The 19683-nt window shown below is 70.6% G+C and carries 17 protein-coding genes; all 17 read left to right on the top strand.

The annotated features are described in order from the left end of the window. Nucleotides 1-294: 294 nt before the first annotated feature. The 17 genes from AH6_RS38825 (at nt 295) to AH6_RS38745 (ending at nt 19410) form a co-directional block, all read left to right on the top strand. The gene (locus AH6_RS38825) at nt 295-996 is read left to right on the top strand and encodes a demethylmenaquinone methyltransferase (protein WP_067490851.1); all 702 of its coding nucleotides are present in this window, start codon (nt 295-297) and stop codon (nt 994-996) included. Nucleotides 997-1141: 145 nt separating this feature from the next. Continuing rightward, on the top strand, nt 1142-2398 hold the full coding sequence (locus AH6_RS38820; protein ID WP_067490849.1) for a geranylgeranyl reductase family protein: 1257 nt from the start codon (nt 1142-1144) through the stop codon (nt 2396-2398). Nucleotides 2399-2569: 171 nt separating this feature from the next. Beyond that, complete coding sequence (locus AH6_RS38815) at nt 2570-2929, top strand: NADH-quinone oxidoreductase subunit A (RefSeq protein ID WP_067490847.1); 360 nt, start codon at nt 2570-2572, stop codon at nt 2927-2929. A gap of 1 nt (nt 2930) precedes the next feature. After that, a complete protein-coding gene (locus tag AH6_RS38810) occupies nt 2931-3479 on the top strand; it encodes a NuoB/complex I 20 kDa subunit family protein (RefSeq protein WP_067490845.1) in 549 nt (182 codons plus the stop codon). Next, complete coding sequence (locus AH6_RS38805) at nt 3480-4226, top strand: NADH-quinone oxidoreductase subunit C (RefSeq protein WP_067490843.1); 747 nt, start codon at nt 3480-3482, stop codon at nt 4224-4226. It begins immediately after the preceding gene. Nucleotides 4227-4266: 40 nt separating this feature from the next. Next, complete coding sequence (locus AH6_RS38800) at nt 4267-5616, top strand: NADH-quinone oxidoreductase subunit D (protein WP_067490841.1); 1350 nt, start codon at nt 4267-4269, stop codon at nt 5614-5616. After that, nucleotides 5613-6440 (top strand): NADH-quinone oxidoreductase subunit NuoE, encoded by an 828-nt coding sequence (gene nuoE, locus AH6_RS38795; protein ID WP_245679662.1) that lies wholly within the window; start codon nt 5613-5615, stop codon nt 6438-6440. The genes AH6_RS38800 and nuoE overlap by 4 nt, the downstream gene beginning before the upstream one ends. Beyond that, nucleotides 6437-7732 (top strand): NADH-quinone oxidoreductase subunit NuoF, encoded by a 1296-nt coding sequence (nuoF, locus tag AH6_RS38790; protein WP_067490839.1) that lies wholly within the window; start codon nt 6437-6439, stop codon nt 7730-7732. Before nuoE ends, nuoF begins: the two co-directional genes overlap by 4 nt. Beyond that, complete coding sequence (locus tag AH6_RS38785; RefSeq protein WP_067490837.1) at nt 7732-10206, top strand: NADH-quinone oxidoreductase subunit G; 2475 nt, start codon at nt 7732-7734, stop codon at nt 10204-10206. Before nuoF ends, AH6_RS38785 begins: the two co-directional genes overlap by 1 nt. Next, nucleotides 10203-11546, top strand: coding sequence for an NADH-quinone oxidoreductase subunit NuoH (gene nuoH, locus AH6_RS38780; protein WP_067490832.1), 1344 nt, complete (start codon nt 10203-10205; stop codon nt 11544-11546). Before AH6_RS38785 ends, nuoH begins: the two co-directional genes overlap by 4 nt. Then, nucleotides 11533-12066, top strand: coding sequence for an NADH-quinone oxidoreductase subunit NuoI (gene nuoI / locus AH6_RS38775; protein ID WP_157431986.1), 534 nt, complete (start codon nt 11533-11535; stop codon nt 12064-12066). Before nuoH ends, nuoI begins: the two co-directional genes overlap by 14 nt. Continuing rightward, entirely contained in the window at nt 12063-13001 is a 939-nt protein-coding gene (locus tag AH6_RS38770) for an NADH-quinone oxidoreductase subunit J (protein WP_067490830.1), read from the top strand. Before nuoI ends, AH6_RS38770 begins: the two co-directional genes overlap by 4 nt. Then, nucleotides 12998-13297: an NADH-quinone oxidoreductase subunit NuoK gene (gene nuoK, locus AH6_RS38765; RefSeq protein WP_067490828.1), complete on the top strand. Its 300-nt coding sequence runs from the start codon at nt 12998-13000 to the stop codon at nt 13295-13297. The genes AH6_RS38770 and nuoK overlap by 4 nt, the downstream gene beginning before the upstream one ends. 10 nt (nt 13298-13307) lie before the next feature. Beyond that, on the top strand, nt 13308-15221 hold the full coding sequence (gene nuoL / locus AH6_RS38760) for an NADH-quinone oxidoreductase subunit L (protein ID WP_067490826.1): 1914 nt from the start codon (nt 13308-13310) through the stop codon (nt 15219-15221). Next, nucleotides 15221-16789, top strand: a complete 1569-nt coding sequence (locus AH6_RS38755) for an NADH-quinone oxidoreductase subunit M (protein ID WP_067490824.1) — start codon at nt 15221-15223, stop codon at nt 16787-16789. Before nuoL ends, AH6_RS38755 begins: the two co-directional genes overlap by 1 nt. Beyond that, on the top strand, nt 16786-18369 hold the full coding sequence (nuoN, locus tag AH6_RS38750) for an NADH-quinone oxidoreductase subunit NuoN (RefSeq protein WP_067490822.1): 1584 nt from the start codon (nt 16786-16788) through the stop codon (nt 18367-18369). Before AH6_RS38755 ends, nuoN begins: the two co-directional genes overlap by 4 nt. 9 nt (nt 18370-18378) lie before the next feature. Continuing rightward, nucleotides 18379-19410, top strand: coding sequence for a polyprenyl synthetase family protein (locus AH6_RS38745; RefSeq protein WP_067490820.1), 1032 nt, complete (start codon nt 18379-18381; stop codon nt 19408-19410). Nucleotides 19411-19683 lie beyond the last annotated feature (273 nt).

The following is a 19683-nucleotide window of genomic DNA, read 5'->3' as shown; positions in this document are numbered from 1 at the left end:
CCGGGGGCTCGCGCCGTGCGTGCGACACCCGGGCAGGGGCCAGCCCCTACGACCCCGGCAGGGGCAAGCCCCCTACAACCCCCAACAGCGGAAGGCGCTTTGCGCCTGCTCTGTTTATTAAATGCTGCTGGGACTCTGTCCCCCGCTGCCCCTGGCAGGGGGCTCCGCCCCCTGCACCCCTGTTGCGGGGGCTGAGGTCGCTGTGATGGTGCGGGCGCGGGGTTGGGGTTGTTGGTCTTGTGTGGGGTGCGGGGCGCAGGCCGAGACCGGGGCGGGGGCTCCTAGTCTTGGGGCATGACCCGTGCCTCTCTCGACAAGCAGCCGGCCGATGTCGCCGCCATGTTCGACAGCACCGCCGAGCGGTACGACCTGCTCAACACCCTCATGACCGGCGGCCAGGACCGTCGTTGGCGGCGGGAGGTCGTCCGGGCCGTGGACGCCCGGCCGGGTGAGCGTGTCCTTGACCTCGCGGCGGGCACCGGCACCTCCTCTGTGCCCTTCGCCGAGGCCGGGGCCGACACCGTCGCCTGCGACTTCTCCCTTGGCATGTTGCGCGTCGGCGTCCGGCGGCAGGCCGGTGTCTCCCGGCTCTCCTTTGTTGCGGGGGACGCCCTCAAGTTGCCCTTCGCCGACGCCTCCTTCGACGCCGTCACCATCTCCTTCGGTCTCCGCAACGTCGCCGACACCGTCGGCGCGCTTCGCGAGATGCGGCGGGTCGCCAAGCCCGGTGGGCGGCTGCTCGTGTGTGAGGTCAGTCACCCGCCCAACAAGCTGCTGGCCCTTGGGCACCGCACCCATCTCAAGGTCGGGCTCCCGCTGCTGGCCAGGGTCAGTTCCAACCCCGACTCCTACCACTACCTCGCCGAGTCCACCCTCGCCTGGCCCGACCAGGCGGGGCTGTCCAGGCTCATCCAGGACGCCGGGTGGGGCGAGGTGCGCTGGCGTGATCTCACCTTCGGGGTCGCGGCGCTGCACCACGCCGTCAACCCGGGCTGATCAGTCCGGTCCGGGCGTCGAGTGCGTTTCGGACCGGTCCAAATCCCGCGCGGCCGAGAGGTACCCACAGGCCGCTCCAAAGGAATAGACTCCCCAACGGATTCTTGTGAAGTACTTCACAAGCGAACGAGCTAAGAGGAACGCTGTGACCGACTCCACCCGACAGGCAGACGTGATCGTCGTCGGGGCCGGCCCCGCCGGGTCGTCGACCGCCTACTGGCTGGCCCAGGCCGGCCTGCGCGTGCTGCTGTTGGAGAAGGCGACGTTCCCGCGCGACAAGATCTGCGGCGACGGCCTCACCCCCCGCGCGGTGCGCGCCCTGATCTCGATGGGCGTGGACATCAACGACCCCGGCTTCAGCCGGAACAAGGGCCTGCGCATCTACGGCGGCGGCGTCAAGATCGAGCTGCCCTGGCCCGAGCTGGCCAGCTTCCCCGACTTCGGGCTGGTCCGCACCCGCATGGACCTCGACCAGCTGCTCGCCGAGCACGCGGGCAAGGCCGGGGCCGAGCTGCTCCAGGGCTGCAACGTCACCGGCCCCATCCTCGACGAGCGCACCGACCGCATCATCGGCGTCACCGCCAAGTACCAGGGCGAGGAGGTCGAGTTCCACGCGCCGCTGGTCGTCGCGGCCGACGGCAACTCCACCCGCCTCTCGCTGGCCATGGGCCTGCGCCGCCGCGAGGACCGGCCGATGGGCGTGGCCGTCCGGCGCTACTACCAGAGCCCCCGCCACACCGACGAGTACATGGAAGCCTGGCTGGAGCTCTGGGACGGCCAGCGGCTGCTGCCCGGCTACGGCTGGGTGTTCCCCGTCGCCGACGGCACCTGCAACGTCGGGCTCGGCCTGCTCAACACCTCCAAGTCCTTCCAGAACGTCGACTACCGCGGCATGCTCAAGCTCTGGACGGCGAACATGCCCGAGGAGTGGCAGTTCGACGACGAGCACGCCACCGGGCAGGCCCGCGGCGCGGCGCTGCCGATGGGCTTCAACCGGCAGCCGCACTACACCCGCGGCATGCTGCTGGTCGGCGACGCGGGCGGGATGATCAACCCGTTCAACGGCGAGGGCATCGACTACGCGCTGGAGTCGGGCCGGCTGGCCGCCGACATCATGGTCCAGGCGCTGTCGCGCCGCACCCCCGCGCAGCGCGAGCGCACCCTCTACGAGTACCCCCGCATCCTCAAGGACGAGCACGGCGGCTACTTCACGCTGGCGCGCGTCTTCGTGCAGGCCATCGGCGACCCACGGGTGATGAAGTTCCTCACCACCCACGGCCTGCCGCACCCCACGCTCATGCGGTTCACCCTCAAGCTGCTGGCGAACCTCACCGACCCCAAGGGCGGTGACGCGATGGACCGCCTCATCAACGCCATGCAGAAGGTGGCCCCGGCCGCATAACCGATCCCCGGAGGGGAGTGCTATTGATCACCTTGGCTAGGGTGGCGACCCGCGTCCGTGACGGAGGTCACGGGCCGGTCGTCACCGTGGCGCGGCCCCCGAGCGCCCTGAACGCTCGGGCCCGCCGCGCCCCGTACAGCGTCGTACGTTCCGAGGAGAGGGTGTAGAGACGTGGATCTCTATGTTCCGATCATTGTGCTGGGAGTGCTGGCCTTCCTGTTCGCCGCCGGCTCGGTGGCGATGGCCTCCCTGACCGGCCCCAAGCGCTGGAACCGGGCCCGGCTGGACGCCTACGAGTGCGGCATCGAGCCCACGCCGCAGCCGGTCGGCGGCGGGCGCTTCCCGGTGAAGTACTACCTGACGGCGATGCTCTTCATCGTCTTCGACATCGAGATCATCTTCCTGTACCCCTGGGCGGTCGCCTTCGACCACCTGGGGATTTTTGGTTTGGTGGAGATGGTCCTGTTCATCCTCACCGTGCTGGTGGCGTACGCCTACATCTGGCGGCGCGGTGGTCTGGAGTGGGACTGACATGGGTCTAGAGGAAAAACTCCCGAGCGGCTTCCTGCTGACGTCGGTCGAGCAGGTCGCCGGCTGGGCGCGCAAGAGCTCGGTGTGGCCCGCGACGTTCGGGCTGGCGTGCTGCGCGATCGAGATGATGGCCAGCGGCGACCCGCGGCACGACTTCTCGCGCTGGGGCATGGAGCGCGCCTCGGCGACGCCGCGGCAGGCCGACCTGATGATCGTGGCGGGCCGGGTCAGCCAGAAGATGGCGCCGGTGCTGCGCCAGATCTACGACCAGATGACCGAGCCCAAGTGGGTCATCGCGATGGGCGTGTGCGCCTCCTCGGGCGGCATGTTCAACAACTACGCGATCGTGCAGGGCGTGGACCACATCGTGCCGGTGGACATCTACCTGCCCGGCTGCCCGCCGCGGCCGGAGATGTTGCTGGACGCGATCCTCAAGCTGCACGACAAGATCCAGAACACCAAGCTCGGGCCGCAGCGGGCCCGGCAGATCGAGGAGCTGGAAGCGGCCAAGCGCCGGCAGCTTCCGCTGCTGGGACAGGGGAGCGTCTAGATGAGTTCGCAACACCCCGAGCAGCGGGCCGAGCAGGCCGCCGACCGCCTGCCCGCCGAGCGCGAGGAGGAGCGGCGCGAGCAGCCCGTCGAGCGCATGGGCATGTTCGGCGCCAAGACCACCGGCGACACCTCCGGCTACGGCGGCCTGGTCGTGCGGCAGCGCCCCAAGCTGTCGTCGGCGCGGCCCTACGGTGGCCCCGAGGGCGGCGGTGAGGAAGGCGTCTTCGACGAGATCGCCGACGAGCTGGCGCGCGTGCTGCCCGACTTCGGCGAGGCCGTCGAGCGCGTGGTCGTCGACCGCGGCGAGATGACGCTGCACGTGAAGCGCGAGCACCTGCCCGCCGTCGCGCAGCGCATGCGCGACGAGCCGGAGCTGCGCTTCGAGCTGTGCACCGGCGTGTCCGGCGTGCACTACCCCGACGACGCCGGGGCCGAGCTGCACGCGGTCTACCACCTGCTGTCGATCACCCACAACCGGCGCGTGCGGCTGGAGGTGAGCTGCCCCGACGCCGACCCGCACGTCCCGTCGGTCGTGGCGGTCTACCCCACCAACGACTGGCACGAGCGCGAGACCTACGACTTCTTCGGGATCGTGTTCGACGGGCACCCGGCGCTCACCCGCATCGAGATGCCCGACGACTGGGTCGGCCACCCGCAGCGCAAGGACTACCCGCTCGGCGGCATCCCGGTCGAGTACCGCGGCGCCGAGATCCCGCCGCCCGACCAGCGGAGGTCCTACGTATGAGCCGGGAAACACACCGCGGGCACGAGCGGAGGAGCGGCGGATGAGCCCCTCGACCAAGTACACCGAGTACGACGCGTACGCCGCCGAGGAGGCGGCCGAGGGCCGGGTCTTCGACGTCAACGGGGCCGACTGGGACCAGGTCGTCGCCGGGGCGGAGGACGCGGGCGACGAGCGCATGGTCGTCAACATGGGTCCGCAGCACCCGTCCACGCACGGCGTGCTGCGCCTGATCCTCACCCTCGACGGCGAGACGGTGACCGAGTGCCGGGTGGGCATCGGCTACCTGCACACCGGCATCGAGAAGAACATGGAGTTCCGCACCTGGACGCAGGGCACCACGTTCTGCACGCGCATGGACTACCTCGCGCCGATCTTCAACGAGACGGCGTACTGCCTGGGTGTCGAGAAGCTGCTGGGCATCACCGAGCAGATACCCGAGCGGGCGCAGATCATCCGCGTGCTGATGATGGAGCTCAACCGGATCTCCTCCCACCTGGTCGCCATCGCCACCTTCGGCCTGGAGCTGGGCGCGACCACGGTCATGCTCAACGGCTTCATCGAGCGCGAGTACACCCTCGACCTGTTCGAGGAGATCTCGGGCCTGCGCATGAACATGGCGTACGTGCGGCCGGGCGGCGTCGCCCAGGACCTGCCGAGCGGCGCGATGAGCAAGCTCCAGGACTACATCGAGCGCATGCCGAAGCGGTTCCAGGCGCTGCGCAAGCTGATGGACGCCAACCCCGTCTACCTGGCCCGCACCAAGGACATCGCGTACCTGGACCTCACCGGGTGCATGGCGCTCGGCGTCACCGGGCCCGTGCTGCGCGCGACCGGGCTGCCGTGGGACCTGCGCAAGTCGCAGCCCTACTGCGGGTACGAGACCTACGACTTCGAGGTCCACACCCAGGACACCAGCGACGTCTACGGCCGCTACCTGGTGCGCATGGCCGAGATGGAGGAGTCGCTGAAGATCGTCCAGCAGTGCGTGGACCGGCTCCAGACCGTCAAGGGCCCGGTGATGGTCGAGGACAAGAAGATCGGCTGGCCCGCGCAGCTCGCGATCGGCGCCGACGGCATGGGCAACTCGCCCCGCCACATCGCCCACATCATGGGCACCTCGATGGAAGCGCTCATCCACCACTTCAAGCTGGTGACCGAGGGCTTCCGCGTCCCGGCGGGCCAGGCGTACGCGGCCGTGGAGTCGCCGCGCGGCGAGCTGGGCGTGCACGTGGTCAGCGACGGCGGCACCCGGCCCTACCGGGTGCACTTCCGCGACCCGTCCTTCACCAACCTGCAGGCGGCGCCCGTGATGTCGGAGGGCGGCATGATCGCCGACGTCATCGCTGCCGTCGCCTCCATCGACCCGGTCATGGGGGGAGTGGACCGTTGACGGACGAGCCCACGACGTATCAGATCACCACCCGCGTCACCGCCGAGTACGACCCCGAGGTGCGGGCCGGGCTGGAGCACGACGCCAAGGAGATCATCGCGCGCTACCCGAAGCCGCGCTCGGCGCTGCTGCCGATGTTGCACCTGGTGCAGTCGGTGGACGGCCACATCACGCAGGCCGGGATCGACTTCTGCGCGGAGCTGCTCGGCATCACCTCGGCGCAGGTCACCGGCGTCGCGACGTTCTACACCCAGTACAAGCACCGGCCGGTCGGCGAGTACCACGTCGGCGTGTGCATCAACACGCTGTGCGCGGTCATGGGCGGCGACCAGATCTGGCGGGAGCTGAGCGAGCACGTCGGCGTCGGCCATGACGAGGCCACCCCCGACGGCACGGTGTCGCTGGAGCGCATCGAGTGCAACGCCGCCTGCGACTTCGCCCCGGTGATGACCGTCAACTGGGAGTTCTACGACAACATGACCCCGGAGAAGGCCCGCGCGCTGGTCGACGACCTGCGCTCAGGTAAGCAAGTGCTTCCTTCCCGGGGTCCCGACAGCCTGTGCACCTGGAAGGAGGCCAGCCGCGTGCTGGCCGGTTTCCCCGACGGCCGCGCCCACGAGGGCGTGCAGGCCGGACCGGAGTCGTTGCGCGGGCTGGCGCTGGCCAAGGAGCGCGGCTGGACCGCGCCGCCGGTGGACGCCGACCGCGAGCAGCCGCACGAGCCCGTCAAGCCCGGCGAGGTCTCCGACCCGCCGCCCAACGAGCCCGGCAAGCCCATCGGCGGCGAGGTCAAGCCCGGGACGCAGGAGGGCCGCAACCAGTGACCACGCTCACCCCGATCCTGACGAAGAACTGGGATCAGGCCGACTCCTTCACCCGCGCCGGGTACGAGCGCGAGGGCGGCTACCGCGCCCTGCGCAAGGCGCTGGGCATGGAGCCGGACACGATCGTCCAGGAGGTCAAGGACTCCGGCCTGCGCGGCCGCGGCGGCGCGGGCTTCCCCACCGGCATGAAGTGGGGCTTCCTGCCGCCCAGCAGCCCGAACCCGCGCTACCTGGTCGTCAACGCCGACGAGTCCGAGCCGGGCACGTGCAAGGACATCCCGCTGATGATGGCCAACCCGCACGTGCTCGTCGAGGGCATCGTCATCAGCTCGTACGCGATCAAGTCGAACCACGCGTTCGTCTACGTGCGCGGCGAGGTGCTGCACGTCATCCGCCGCCTCCAGCAGGCGGTGGCGGAGGCGTACGAGGCCGGTTACCTCGGCCGCGACATCCTCGGCTCCGGCTACGACCTGGAACTGGTCGTGCACACCGGCGCCGGGGCCTACATCTGCGGCGAGGAGACGGCGCTGCTGGACTCCCTGGAGGGGTTCCGCGGTCAGCCCAGGCTCAAGCCTCCGTTCCCGGCGGTCGCGGGACTCTACGGCGGTCCCACCGTCATCAACAACGTCGAGTCCATCGCGTCGGTTCCCTCGATCGTGGAGAACGGCGCCGACTGGTTCGCCGCGATGGGCACCGAGAAGTCCCAGGGCTACGGGATCTTCTCGCTGTCGGGGCACGTCACCCGGCCCGGCCAGTACGAGGCCCCGCTCGGCATCACGCTGCGCGAGCTGCTGGACATGGCGGGCGGCATCCGCGAGGGGCACCGGCTGAAGTTCTGGACGCCGGGCGGCTCCTCCACGCCGATCTTCACCGAGGAGCACCTGGACGTGCCGCTGGACTTCGAGTCGGTCGGCGCGGCCGGCTCGATGCTCGGCACCCGCGCGCTCCAGATCTTCGACGAGACGGTCTGCGTCGTGCGCGCGGTGCTGCGCTGGTCGGAGTTCTACGCGCACGAGTCGTGCGGCAAGTGCACGCCGTGCCGCGAGGGCACCTACTGGTACAAGCAGATGTTGAAGCGGCTGGAGGCGGGCCAGGGCTCGGAGGCGGACCTGGAGACCCTGCTGGACCTGTCCGACAACATCCTCGGCCGGTCGTTCTGCGCCCTCGGCGACGGCGCGACCAGCCCGGTGGTCTCGTCCATCAAGCTGTTCCGCGACGAGTACCTGAAGCACTTCGAGCTGGGCCACTGCCCGTTCGACCCGGCCAAGTCCACCCTCTGGGCAGGTGCCTGATGACCGTCACCGAGAACAACACGCAGGTCGAGAAGGCCGTCGAGATGGTGCCGGTCACCATCGACGGCTTCGAGATCGAGGTGCCCAAGGGCACCCTCATCATCCGGGCCGCCGAGCTGCTGGGCATCCAGATCCCGCGCTTCTGCGACCACCCGCTGCTCGACCCCGTCGGGGCCTGCCGCCAGTGCCTGGTGGAGATCCCCGACGCGGGCAACGGGCGCGGCATGCCCAAGCCGCAGGCGTCCTGCACCACCGCGGTGATGCCGGGCATGGTGATCAAGACCCAGCTCACCTCGCCGGTCGCCGACAAGGCGCAACACGGCGTGATGGAGCTGCTGCTGATCAACCATCCGCTGGACTGCCCGGTCTGCGACAAGGGCGGCGAGTGCCCGCTGCAGAACCAGGCGATGTCCAACGGCCGGGGCGAGTCGCGCTTCGTCGAGGCCAAGCGCACCTTCCCCAAGCCGATCGCGCTGTCCAGCCAGGTGCTGCTGGACCGCGAGCGCTGCATCCAGTGCGCCCGCTGCACGCGCTTCTCCGACCAGATCGCCGGGGACGCGTTCATCGACCTGTTCGAGCGCGGCGCGAAGGAGCAGGTGGGCGCGGCCGAGGACAAGCCGTTCCAGTCCTACTTCTCCGGCAACACCGTGCAGATCTGCCCGGTCGGCGCGCTGACCGGCGCGGCCTACCGGTTCCGGTCGCGGCCGTTCGACCTGGTGTCGCAGCCGAGCACCTGCGAGCACTGCGCGGCCGGGTGCGCGCTGCGCACCGACCACCGGCGCGGGAAGATCACGCGGCGGCTGGCCGGGGACGACCCGCAGGTCAACGAGGAGTGGAACTGCGACAAGGGCCGCTGGGCGTTCACCTACGCCACCCGGCCCGAGCGCCTCACCCACCCGCTGGTGCGCAACGAGAAGGGCGAGCTGGAGGTCGCGTCCTGGCCCGAGGCGCTGACGATCGCGGCGCGCGGCCTGGCGGCGGCGCGCGGCGACGCGGGCGTGCTGACCGGCGGTCGCCTCACCCTTGAGGACGCCTACGCCTACGCCAAGTTCGCACGGATCGCGCTGGGCACCAACGACGTCGACTTCCGCGCCCGGCCGCACTCGGCCGAGGAGGCCGACTTCCTGGCCGCGGCGGTGGCGGGGCGTCCCATCGAGGTCTCCTACAGCGACCTGGAGAAGGCCCCGGCGGTGCTCCTGGCGGGCTTCGAGCCTGAGGAGGAGTCGCCGATCGTCTTCCTGCGGCTGCGCAAGGCGTTCCGCAAGAAGACGCTGAAGGTGTTCGCGGTCGCGCCGTTCGCCACGCGCGGCCTCGCCAAGGTCGGCGGCACGCTGCTGCCGACCGTGCCGGGCGGCGAGGCGGAGACGCTCGGCTCGCTGGTCGGCGGGGACGGTTTCCCCGACGTCCGGGAGCTGCTGGCGACGCCGGGCGCGGTGATCCTGGTCGGCGAGCGGCTGGCGGCCAGCCCCGGCGCGCTGTCCAGCGTGCTCCGGCTGGCGCACAGCACCGGCGCGCGGCTCGCGTGGGTGCCGCGCCGGGCCGGGGAGCGCGGCGCGCTGGAGGCGGGCGCGCTGCCGGGCCTGCTGCCCATCGGCCGCCCGGCGACCGACCCCGCCGCGCGCGCCGAGGTCGCCCGCACCTGGGGCGTGGCCGAGCTGCCGAGCGCGCCGGGCCGCGACGGGAACGCCATCCTCGCGGAGGCGGCGGCCGGACGGCGCGGCGCGCTGCTGGTCGGCGGCGTGGACCCCTACGACCTGCCCGACCCGCAGGCGGCGCTGGCGGCGCTGGACGCCACCCCGTTCGTCGTGAGCCTGGAGCAGCGGCCGAGCGCGGTCACCGACCGCGCCGACGTGGTGCTGCCGGTCGCGGCCGTCGCCGAGAAGTCCGGCACGTTCGTCGACTGGGAGGGCCGCGGCCGCCCGTTCGACGTCGTGCTGAAGTCGGCCGGGAAGTTGTCGGACCTGCGGGTGCTGGACGCGCTCGCGGGCGAGATGGACGTGCACCTGGGTCTGCCCGACCCGGAGGCCGCCCGCCGCGAGCTGACCGAGCTGGGCGCCTACCGGGGCGAGCGCCCCACCGCGCCGAGCGTCCCGCAGAACGTGCCGCCCGCGCCCGGCCCCGGCCAGGCGCTGCTGTCCACCTGGCGGATGTTGCTGGACGACGGCACCCTCCAGGACGGCGAGCCCTACCTGGCGGGCACCGCCAAGCCGCCGGTGGTGCGGCTGTCGCCCGCGACCGCCGCCGAGCTGGGCTTCGAGGTGGCGGCGACGCAGACCGGGCTCGCCGGTCCGGCGGGCGCGACCGTCACCGTCACCGGCCCGCGCGGCGGCGTCACGCTGCCCCTGGAGATCACCCCCGGCATGGCCGACCGGGTGGCGTGGCTGCCGGCCAACTCCGCCGGCGTCGCTCCGCACCGTGACCTGGGCGCGGCGGCCGGAAGCCTGGTCACCCTCTCCTCTGGAGGCACCTCATGAGGTCGCTCGTGCTGGCGGGACCGGCGCCGACCGATCCGACGCTGTCCACCTTCGGCAACGACCCGTGGTGGCTGGTCGGCGGCAAGGTCCTGGTCGTCTTCGTCTTCCTCGTGCTGACCGTGCTGATGTCCATGTGGGTCGAGCGCCGGGTCATCGGCCGGATGCAGCTGCGCGTCGGCCCGAACCGGTGCGGCCCGTTCGGACTCTTGCAGGGCCTGGCCGACGGCGTGAAGCTGGCGCTCAAGGAGGACATCGTCCCGCGCCAGGTCGACAAGATCGTGTTCGTGCTGGCGCCGGTGGTGTCGGCCGTCCCGGCGTTCATCTCCTTCATCATCATCCCGTTCGGGCCGACGGTGTCGGTGTTCGGCCACCACACCGCGCTGCAGGGCACCGACCTGCCGGTCGCGGTGCTGCTGGTGCTGGCGATGTCGTCGATGGGCGTGTACGGCATCGTGCTGGCCGGCTGGTCGTCGATGTCGCCGTACTCGCTGCTGGGCGGGCTGCGCTCGTCAGCGCAGGTGATCTCCTACGAGATCGCGATGGGCCTGTCGTTCGTGGCGGTGTTCCTGTTCGCCGGCACGATGTCCACCACCGGCATCGTCAACGCGCAGGCCGACAAGTGGTTCGTGGTGCTGCTGCTGCCCTCGTTCGTCGTCTACGTGATCACGATGATGGGCGAGTCCAACCGCATCCCCTTCGACCTGCCCGAGGGCGAGGGCGAGCTGGTCGGCGGCTTCCACACCGAGTACTCCTCGCTGAAGTTCGCGATGTTCTTCCTCGCCGAGTACATCAACCTCGCCACCCTGTCGGCCCTCGCCACCACGCTGTTCCTGGGCGGCTGGCGGGCCCCGGCGCCGATCTCCACCTTCTGGGAGGGCGCCAACTCCGGCTGGTGGCCGGTGTTGTGGTTCATGGTGAAGCTCTGGGCGTTCATCTTCTTCTTCATCTGGCTGCGCGGCTCGCTGCCGCGCGTGCGCTACGACCAGCTGATGAAGCTCGGCTGGAAGGTGCTCATGCCCTTCTCGCTGGGCTGGATCCTGCTGGTGGCCACCATCCGCGCGCTGCGCAACGAGGGCGTCGCGATGCAGCAGATCACGCTGATCGCCGCCGTCGTCGCCGCGGTCGTGCTGGGGCTGACGATCGTGTGGGAGATGGTGCGCGGCAAGGACAAGGGCGCCGCGGCCGCCGAGACCGAGGCCGCCCCCGCCGACCCGGCGGCGGGCGGGTTCCCGGTGCCGCCGATGGACGCGCCGCACTACCACGGCCGCAAGCCGGCGGACGTGCCGCATCCGCGCAAGACCGATTCCTCCCGGAAGGAGGTCGGAAGTGGGATTCACTGACTTCCTGAACCCGGTCAAGGGTTTCGGGGTCTCGTTCCATCAGATGTTCATGAAGAGCGAGACCGTCCAGTACCCCGAGGTGAAGAAGCCGACCGCGCCCCGCTTCCACGGGCGCCACCAGCTCAACCGGTGGCCGGACGGGCTGGAGAAGTGCGTCGGCTGCGAGTTGTGCGCCTGGGCGTGTCCCGCCGACGCCATCTTCGTGGAGGGCGCCGACAACACCGAGGACGAGCGCTACTCCCCGGGCGAGCGGTACGGCCGCGTCTACCAGATCAACTACCTGCGCTGCATCCTGTGCGGGCTCTGCATCGAGGCGTGCCCGACCCGGGCGCTCACCATGACCAACGAGTACGAGCTGGCCGACGACAGCCGCGAGTCCCTGATCTACACCAAGGACATGTTGCTGGCGCCCTTGCGCGAGGGCATGGAGACGCCGCCGCACGCGATGCGGCTCGGCGCGACCGAGGAGGAGTACTACCGCCTCGGACTCCAGCCCGAGGAAGGCGGGGAGAAGAAGTGACGGCGCAAGTGATCGCGGGGCAGGCGCTCGCCGCGCGGGTCGCCGACGCCCAGCCCGGCGAGGGGTTCATCTTCTGGGCGCTGGCCATCGTGTCCACGCTGGCCGCGCTCGGCATGATCTTCATGCGGCGCGCGGTGCACTCGGCGCTGCTGCTGGCGGTGGTGATGCTCTCGCTGGCGGCGCTGTACGCGGTGCAGGGCGCGCCCTTCCTGGCGTTCGTGCAGGTCATCGTCTACACCGGCGCGGTGCTGATGTTGTTCCTGTTCGTGCTGATGCTGGTGGGGGTCTCCTCCACCGACTCGCTGGTGGAGACGATCCGCGGCCAGCGGCTCTGGGCGGCGATCGGCGCCGTCGGCTTCCTGGCCCTGCTGGGGGCGGGCCTCGGCAACGCCGCGCTCGGCGACTCGGCCGGCCTGAAGAAGGCCAACGAGGAGTACGGCGGCAACGTCGAGGGCCTGGCCGCGCTGCTGTTCGGCAAGTACGTGTTCGCGTTCGAGGCGACCAGCGCGCTGCTGATCACCGCGGCGCTGGGCGCGATGGTGCTGGCGCACCGCGAGCGCACCACCCCGAAGGACACCCAGCGGGACCTGTCGGTCCGGCGGTTCAAGAGCGGCGAGCACCCCGGCCCGCTGCCCGGCCCCGGCACCTACGCGCGGCACAACGCGGTGGACATGCCGGCGCTGCTGCCCGACGGCACCCCGTCGGAGCTGTCGGTCAACCCGGTCATCGCGGCCCGGACCGACACCGCCTCGCGCCACGCCGACCTGTACGGCGAGAGCGAGCGGGACGCGCTGGCCGAGGACGTGGCGGCCGTACGGGCGATCACCGGTGAGGTGCACGACGCCGACGCGGAGCAGCGGTCGGTCAAGGCGGGCACGCCCGCCTCGGGCGGCGCGGCCTCCGGCGGCGCGAGCGAAGGCGAGGCTGGTCAATGAGTCCGGGGCACTACCTGGCGCTGTCGGCGATCCTGTTCACCATCGGCGCGGTGGGCGTGCTGGTGCGGCGCAACGCGATCGTGGTGTTCATGTGCGTGGAGCTGATGCTGAACGCCACCAACCTCGCCTTCGTCACCTTCGCCCGCCAGCACGGCAACCTCGACGGCCAGATCATCGCGTTCTTCGTGATGGTGGTGGCCGCCGCCGAGGTCGTGGTCGGCCTGGCGATCATCATGACCATCTTCCGGACCCGCAGGTCGTCGTCGGTGGACGACGCGAACCTGCTGAAGTACTGAGGGGCACGGGGTGAAAGCTGAAGGCGTCCAGGCCCTGGCCTGGCTTCTGATCGCCCTGCCCCTGGCGGGTGCGGCGGTCCTGCTGCTCGGCGGGCGGCGCACCGACCGATGGGGGCACCTGCTCGGCACCGCCCTGTCGCTCGGCGCGTTCGCCGTCGGCGCGGCGATGTTCGTGCAGATGCTCGGCTACGGGGGCGAGGAGCGGCGGCGCACGCTGCACCTGTGGGAGTTCCTCCAGGCCGGCTCGCTCAAGGTCGACGCCGATCTGCTGGTGGACCCGCTGTCCATCAGCTTCGTGCTGCTGATCACCGGGGTGGGCTCGCTCATCCACATCTACTCGGTCGGCTACATGGCCCACGACCCGGACCGGCGGCGCTTCTTCGCCTACCTGAACCTGTTCGTGGCCGCGATGTTGCTGCTGGTGCTGGGCGGCAACTACGTCATGACCTTCATCGGCTGGGAGGGCGTGGGTCTCGCGTCCTACCTGCTGATCGGGTTCTGGCAGCACAAGCCGACCGCCGCGACCGCCGCCAAGAAGGCGTTCGTGGTCAACCGCGTCGGCGACTTCGGGTTCGTCGTGGCGCTCATGCTGATGTTCGCCACGTTCGGCACCTTCGGGTTCGAGCAGATCCTGGGCACCGGCGCCGAGCACGTGGGCGCCGCGTCGAAGCTGAGCACCGGCACCGCCACCGCGATCGGCCTGATGTTGCTGGTGGGCGCGTGCGGCAAGTCCGCGCAGCTCCCGCTCCAGTCCTGGCTGCTGGACGCGATGGAGGGCCCGACCCCGGTGTCGGCGCTGATCCACGCCGCGACCATGGTGACCGCGGGCGTCTACCTGATCGTCCGGTCCGCGCCGATCTTCGAGATGTCGGAGACCGCGCAGCTGGTGGTCACCATCGTCGGCGCGGTCACGCTGCTGGCCGGTGCGATCATCGGGTGCGGCAAGGACGACATCAAGAAGGCGCTGGCCGGCTCGACGATGTCGCAGATCGGCTACATGGTGCTGGCCGCCGGGCTCGGCCCGGCCGGGTACGCGATCGCGATCGCGCACCTGATCGCGCACGGCTTCTTCAAGGCGGGCCTGTTCCTCGGCGCAGGCTCGGTCATGCACGCCATGAACGACGACGTGAACATGCGCCACTACGGCGCGCTGCGCGGCGTCATGAAGATCACCTGGGCCACCTTCGGGCTCGGCTACCTGGCGATCATCGGCGTGCCGCCGTTCTCGGGCTACTTCACCAAGGACGGCATCATCGAGGCCGCCTTCGCCCACGACGGCGCGACCGGCATGGTGCTGGGCGGCTGCGCGCTGCTCGGCGCGGCGATCACCGCCTTCTACATGTCGCGGGTGATGTTCATGACCTTCTACGGCGCCAAGCGCTGGGAGGAGGGCGTGCACCCGCACGAGTCGCCGAAGGTGATGACGGTGCCGCTGATGGTGCTGGCGATCGGCTCGATCGGCGCGGGCGCGTTCCTGATGCTGGGCGGCTTCTCCGACTTCCTCGCCCCGGTCGTGGGCGAGCCGGAGGAGCACCACGGCTTCAACCCGTTCGCCCCGGCGGGCCTCGCGGCCCTGGTGCTGGTGGCGGCGGGCGTCGCGGTGGCGTGGCGGCAGTACGGCGCGCGTCCGGTGCCCGTGGAGGCCCCGGCCGGGTCCTTCGTCACGGTCGCGGCCCGCAAGGACCTGTACGGCGACGCGCTGAACGAGTCGCTGCTGATGCGTCCCGGCCAGTGGCTGACCCGCCTGGCGGTCTGGTTCGACAACCGGGGCGTGGACGGCGCGGTGAACGGCCTGGCGGCCGGGATCGGCGGTAGTTCGGGTCGTGTCCGGAGGGTCCAGACCGGCTTTGTCCGTTCCTATGCCCTTTCCATGTTCTTTGGCGCAGCTGTCATCGTGGCGGCGCTGCTGGTGGTGAACGTCTGATGGAAGACTTTCCCTGGCTGAGCCTGCTCATCGCGCTGCCGCTGGTCGGCGCGGTGGTCGTGGGCCTGCTGCCCGGCGCGAAAGAGGCGCTGGTCAAGCAGACGGCCCTCGGCGTCTCGCTGCTGGTCGGCGTCCTGACCGTCGTGATGGCGCTCGGCTTCGACCCCGACGGCGCGCGGTTCCAGTTCACCGAGAAGTACTGGTGGATCAAGCAGTTCGGCGTGCACTGGGCGGTCGGCGTCGACGGCGTCGCGCTCGTCCTGGTGCTGCTGTCGGTGATCCTGGTGCCGCTGGTCATCCTGGCGTCCTGGACCGCCGACGGCCGCTCCGGCGGCGTGGACGTGCCCGCCAAGCGGTCGGTGAAGACCTACTTCGCGCTGCTGCTGGCACTGGAAGCGATGATGATCGGCGTCTTCGCGGCGACCGACGTGTTCGTCTTCTACGTCTTCTTCGAGGCGATGCTGATCCCGGTGTACTTCCTCATCGGGTCCTACGGCGGCGCGCAGCGGTCCTACGCGGCCGTCAAGTTCCTGCTGTACTCGCTGTTCGGCGGCCTGCTGATGCTGGTCGCGGTGTTGTGGCTGGTCAAGCTGTCCAACGAGCACCTCGGGCACGGCACGTTCCTGTTCGAGGAACTGCGCACGATCAAGGACGTCGACCCGACGACCGCCAAGTGGCTGTTCCTCGGCTTCTTCATCGCCTTCGCGATCAAGGCGCCGATGGTGCCGGTGCACACCTGGCTGCCCGACGCCGCCGCGCAGGCCCCGGCCGGCGCGCTGGTGCTGATCGTCGGCGTGCTGGACAAGGTCGGCACCTACGGCATGTTGCGGTTCTGCCTGGAGCTGTTCCCCGGCGCGTCCGCGTGGGCGGCCCCGGTCGTCATCGCGTTCGCGGTGCTGAGCATCGTCTACGGCGCGGTGCTGGCCATCGGGCAGGTCGACCTCAAGCGGCTGGTCGCCTACACCTCGGTGTCGCACTTCGGGTTCATCGTGCTGGGCATCTTCGCGATGACCAGCGCGGCGCAGTCCGGCGCGGCGCTGTACATGGTCAACCACGGGTTCTCGACCGGGGCGCTGTTCCTGATCGTCGGGTTCCTGATCGTGCGCCGCCGCTCGGCGAAGATCTCCGACTTCGGCGGCGTGCAGAAGGTCGCGCCGGTGCTGGCCGGGACGTTCCTGGTCGCGGGCCTGTCGGGGCTGTCGCTGCCGGGCCTGGCGCCGTTCGTCTCGGAGTTCATGGTGCTGACCGGCACCTTCAGCCGGTACGAGGTCGCCGCGATCGTCGCGACGTCCGGCATCGTGCTGGCGGCCGTCTACATCCTGTGGACCTACCAGCGGACCATGGGCGGCCCGGCCGTCGAGAAGGTGCAGGGCATGGCCGACCTGACGGCCCGGGAGAAGTGGGCGGTCGCCCCGATCATCGCGATCATCGTGGTGATGGGCTTCTTCCCGCAGCCGGTGCTCAACGTGATCAATCCCTCGGTCAAGGTGACGCTGGAACGGGTCGGCCATCCGCAGGACCCGGCGCCGAAGATCGGTACCGTCGCGGAGAACGGAGCACGCCCGTGAGCCCCCATCTGAACGCCGTGGCGCAGGGCGCGGAGATCCCCGCCCCGCACATCGAGTACGGGCAGCTCGGGCCGATGCTGCTGGTGTTCGGCGTCGCCATCGCCGGCGTGCTGGTCGAGGCGTTCGTCGGCCGGTCCTGGCGGTACGCCGTCCAGGTGCCGCTGACCTTCCTCGGCCTGTTCGGCGGCTTCGTCTGGACGGTCGTGCTGGCGGTCACCGAGGAGCCGTTCCACGTGGCCGCCATGGGCGCGCTCGGCGTGGACGGCCCCACCCTGTTCCTGCAGGGCGCGATCCTGATCCTGGCGCTGGTCAGCCTGCTGCTGATCGCCGAACGCCAGCAGGCGCACTTCACCGCGCAGGCCTCGGCGCTGCCGGGCAGCGAGGCCGAGCAGGAGACGATGGCGGCGGGGATCACCCAGACCGAGATCTTCCCGCTGCTGATGTTCGCCGTCGGCGGCATGCTGATGTTCCCGGCCGCCAACGACCTGCTGACCATGTTCGTGGCGCTGGAGGTGTTGTCGCTGCCGCTGTACCTGCTGTGCGGGCTGGCGCGCCGCCGCCGCCTGCTGTCGCAGGAGGCCGCGGTCAAGTACTTCCTGCTCGGCGCGTTCTCCTCGGCGTTCTTCCTGTACGGCGCGGCGCTGCTGTACGGGTACGCCGGCTCGGTGCGGCTGTCGGTCATCGCGGCGCAGATCGAGCGCGACACCGGCAGCGAGACCCTGCTGCTGGCGGGCGTCGCGCTGTTGTCGGTCGGCCTGCTGTTCAAGATCGGCGCGGTGCCGTTCCACATGTGGAAGCCCGACGTCTACCAGGGCGCGCCGACCCCGATCACCGCGCTGATGGCGTCGTGCACGATGGTGTCGGCGTTCGGCGCGCTGCTGCGGGTCTACTACGTGGGCCTGGAGAAGCTGGCCTGGGAGTGGCGGCCCGCAATGTGGGGTGTGGCGATTCTCACGATGGTGGCCGGCGCCGTCATCGCGATCACCCAGACCGACATCAAGCGCATGCTGGCCTACTCCTCCATCGCGCACGCGGGTTTCCTGCTGACCGCGGTGGTGGCGATCCCCGACGCGGCGGCGGCCTCCGCCAAGGGCCTGGCGGGCGCGCTGTTCTACCTGGCCGCCTACGGCTTCACCACGATCGGCGCCTTCGCGGTGATCACGATGGTGCGGGACGCGGGCGGCGAGGCCGGGCACCTGTCCCGGTGGGCGGGCCTCGGCAAGCGCTCCCCGGTGGTGGCGGGCATCTTCGCCTTCTTCCTGCTGGCCTTCGCGGGCATCCCGCTGACCAGCGGGTTCACCGGGAAGTTCGCGGTGTTCCAGGCGGCCGTCGACGCCGGGGCGACCCCGCTGGTGGTGGTCGGCGTGCTGGCGTCGGCGATCGCGGCGTTCTTCTACGTCCGGGTGATCGTGGTGATGTTCTTCAGCGAGCCCGAGGCCGACGGCCCCACCGTGGTGGCCGCACCGGCGACCGCGGCTGCCGTGGCGCTCGGCCTGACGGCTACTGTGGTACTCGGCGTGTTGCCGCAGCCCATGCTCGACCTGGCGGGTCACGCGGCATCGCAGTTGTTCGTCCGGTAGGGGGTTTGGGTGAGTAGCGCTTTCGCTGGGGAATCCGCGCAGCGGGCGACGGGGCCGTTCGGGCTGCCGATCGACGCGGACCTGGCGGTCGACGTCCGCGCGCGGCTGGACGCCGTCGAGGACCTGCTCCTGGAGTCGGTCCAGAGCGAGGACCCGCTGCTCACCCAGGCCTCCAAGCACCTGGTCGAGGCGGGCGGCAAGCGGTTCCGGCCGATGCTGGTACTGCTGGCCGCCCAGTTCGGCGACCCGTCCGCGGCGGGCGTGGTCCCGGCCGCGGTGGTGGTGGAGCTGACCCACCTGGCGACGCTGTACCACGACGACGTGATGGACGAGGCGACGGTCCGCCGGGGCCAGGAGTCGGCGAACTCCCGCTGGACCAACACGGTGGCGATCCTGACGGGCGACTACCTGTTCGCGCGGGCGTCGGACCTGCTGGCGGACCTGGGCCCCGAAGCGGTGCGCATCCAGGCCCGCGCGTTCGCCCGCCTGGTGCAGGGCCAGATCCAGGAGACGGTGGGCCCGGCCGCCGACACCGACGCGTTGAAGCACTACCTCCAGGTGATGGCCGACAAGACCGGCTCGCTGATCGCGGTGTCGGGCCAGTTCGGCGCGCTGCTGTCGGGGGCCCCGCAACACGTGGTGGACACGATCACGTCGGCCTGCGAGAAGATCGGCGTGGCGTTCCAGCTGTCGGACGACATCCTGGACATCGACTCCGAGACCGAGCAGTCGGGCAAGACGCCGGGCACGGACCTGCGCGAGGGCATCCGGACGCTGCCGATGCACCACGTGCTGGCGGGCGTGGGCTCGGGCCCGGACGACGCACGGCTGCGCGAGCTGCTGGTGGCGGACCTGACGGATGACACGCTGCACGCGGAGGCGCTGACGCTGCTGCGCGCGCACCCGGCGATGGAGCGGGCGAGGGCGGACCTGCGGCAGTGGGCGGAGGACGCGCGGAACGAGCTGCTGACGCTGCCGGCGATTCCGGCGCGGGATGCGTTCACGGGATTGTGTGATTACGTGGTGTCGCGGACTGGGTGACAAGCCCGCGCTGCGCGCTACTACCTCAGCCCGCACTGCGCGCGCGTGCCCAAAGACGCTAGCCCCGTGCCCTACACATGACCACCAACCCCAGCCCCGCGCCCCGCACGCGACCAACAACCTCAACCCCGCGCTCTGCGCGTGCCCAGCGACCTCAGCCCGCGCCCGAACATGCCCAGCAACCCCAGCCCCGTGCCCCCACGTGACCAGCGACCTCAACCCCGCGCTTCGCGCTTGCCCAAGAACCCCAGCCCCGCGCCCGACACCATCACA

This window comes from Actinomadura hibisca NBRC 15177 (genome assembly GCF_001552635.1).
Classification (GTDB): Bacteria; Actinomycetota; Actinomycetes; order Streptosporangiales; family Streptosporangiaceae; genus Spirillospora; species Spirillospora hibisca.
The sequence above is the reverse complement of the archived record's forward strand: the minus strand, read 5'-3'. Positions and strand labels throughout refer to the sequence as shown.

Coding starts and splice junctions, on each gene's coding strand:
- AH6_RS38785 (WP_067490837.1), top strand. CDS start 7,732: ATGACCGTCACCGAGAACAACACGCAGGTCGAGAAGGCCGTCGAGATG.
- AH6_RS38755 (WP_067490824.1), top strand. CDS start 15,221: ATGGAAGACTTTCCCTGGCTGAGCCTGCTCATCGCGCTGCCGCTGGTC.
- AH6_RS38805 (WP_067490843.1), top strand. CDS start 3,480: ATGAGTTCGCAACACCCCGAGCAGCGGGCCGAGCAGGCCGCCGACCGC.
- AH6_RS38800 (WP_067490841.1), top strand. CDS start 4,267: ATGAGCCCCTCGACCAAGTACACCGAGTACGACGCGTACGCCGCCGAG.
- AH6_RS38810 (WP_067490845.1), top strand. CDS start 2,931: ATGGGTCTAGAGGAAAAACTCCCGAGCGGCTTCCTGCTGACGTCGGTC.
- AH6_RS38825 (WP_067490851.1), top strand. CDS start 295: ATGACCCGTGCCTCTCTCGACAAGCAGCCGGCCGATGTCGCCGCCATG.
- nuoK (WP_067490828.1), top strand. CDS start 12,998: ATGAGTCCGGGGCACTACCTGGCGCTGTCGGCGATCCTGTTCACCATC.
- nuoH (WP_067490832.1), top strand. CDS start 10,203: ATGAGGTCGCTCGTGCTGGCGGGACCGGCGCCGACCGATCCGACGCTG.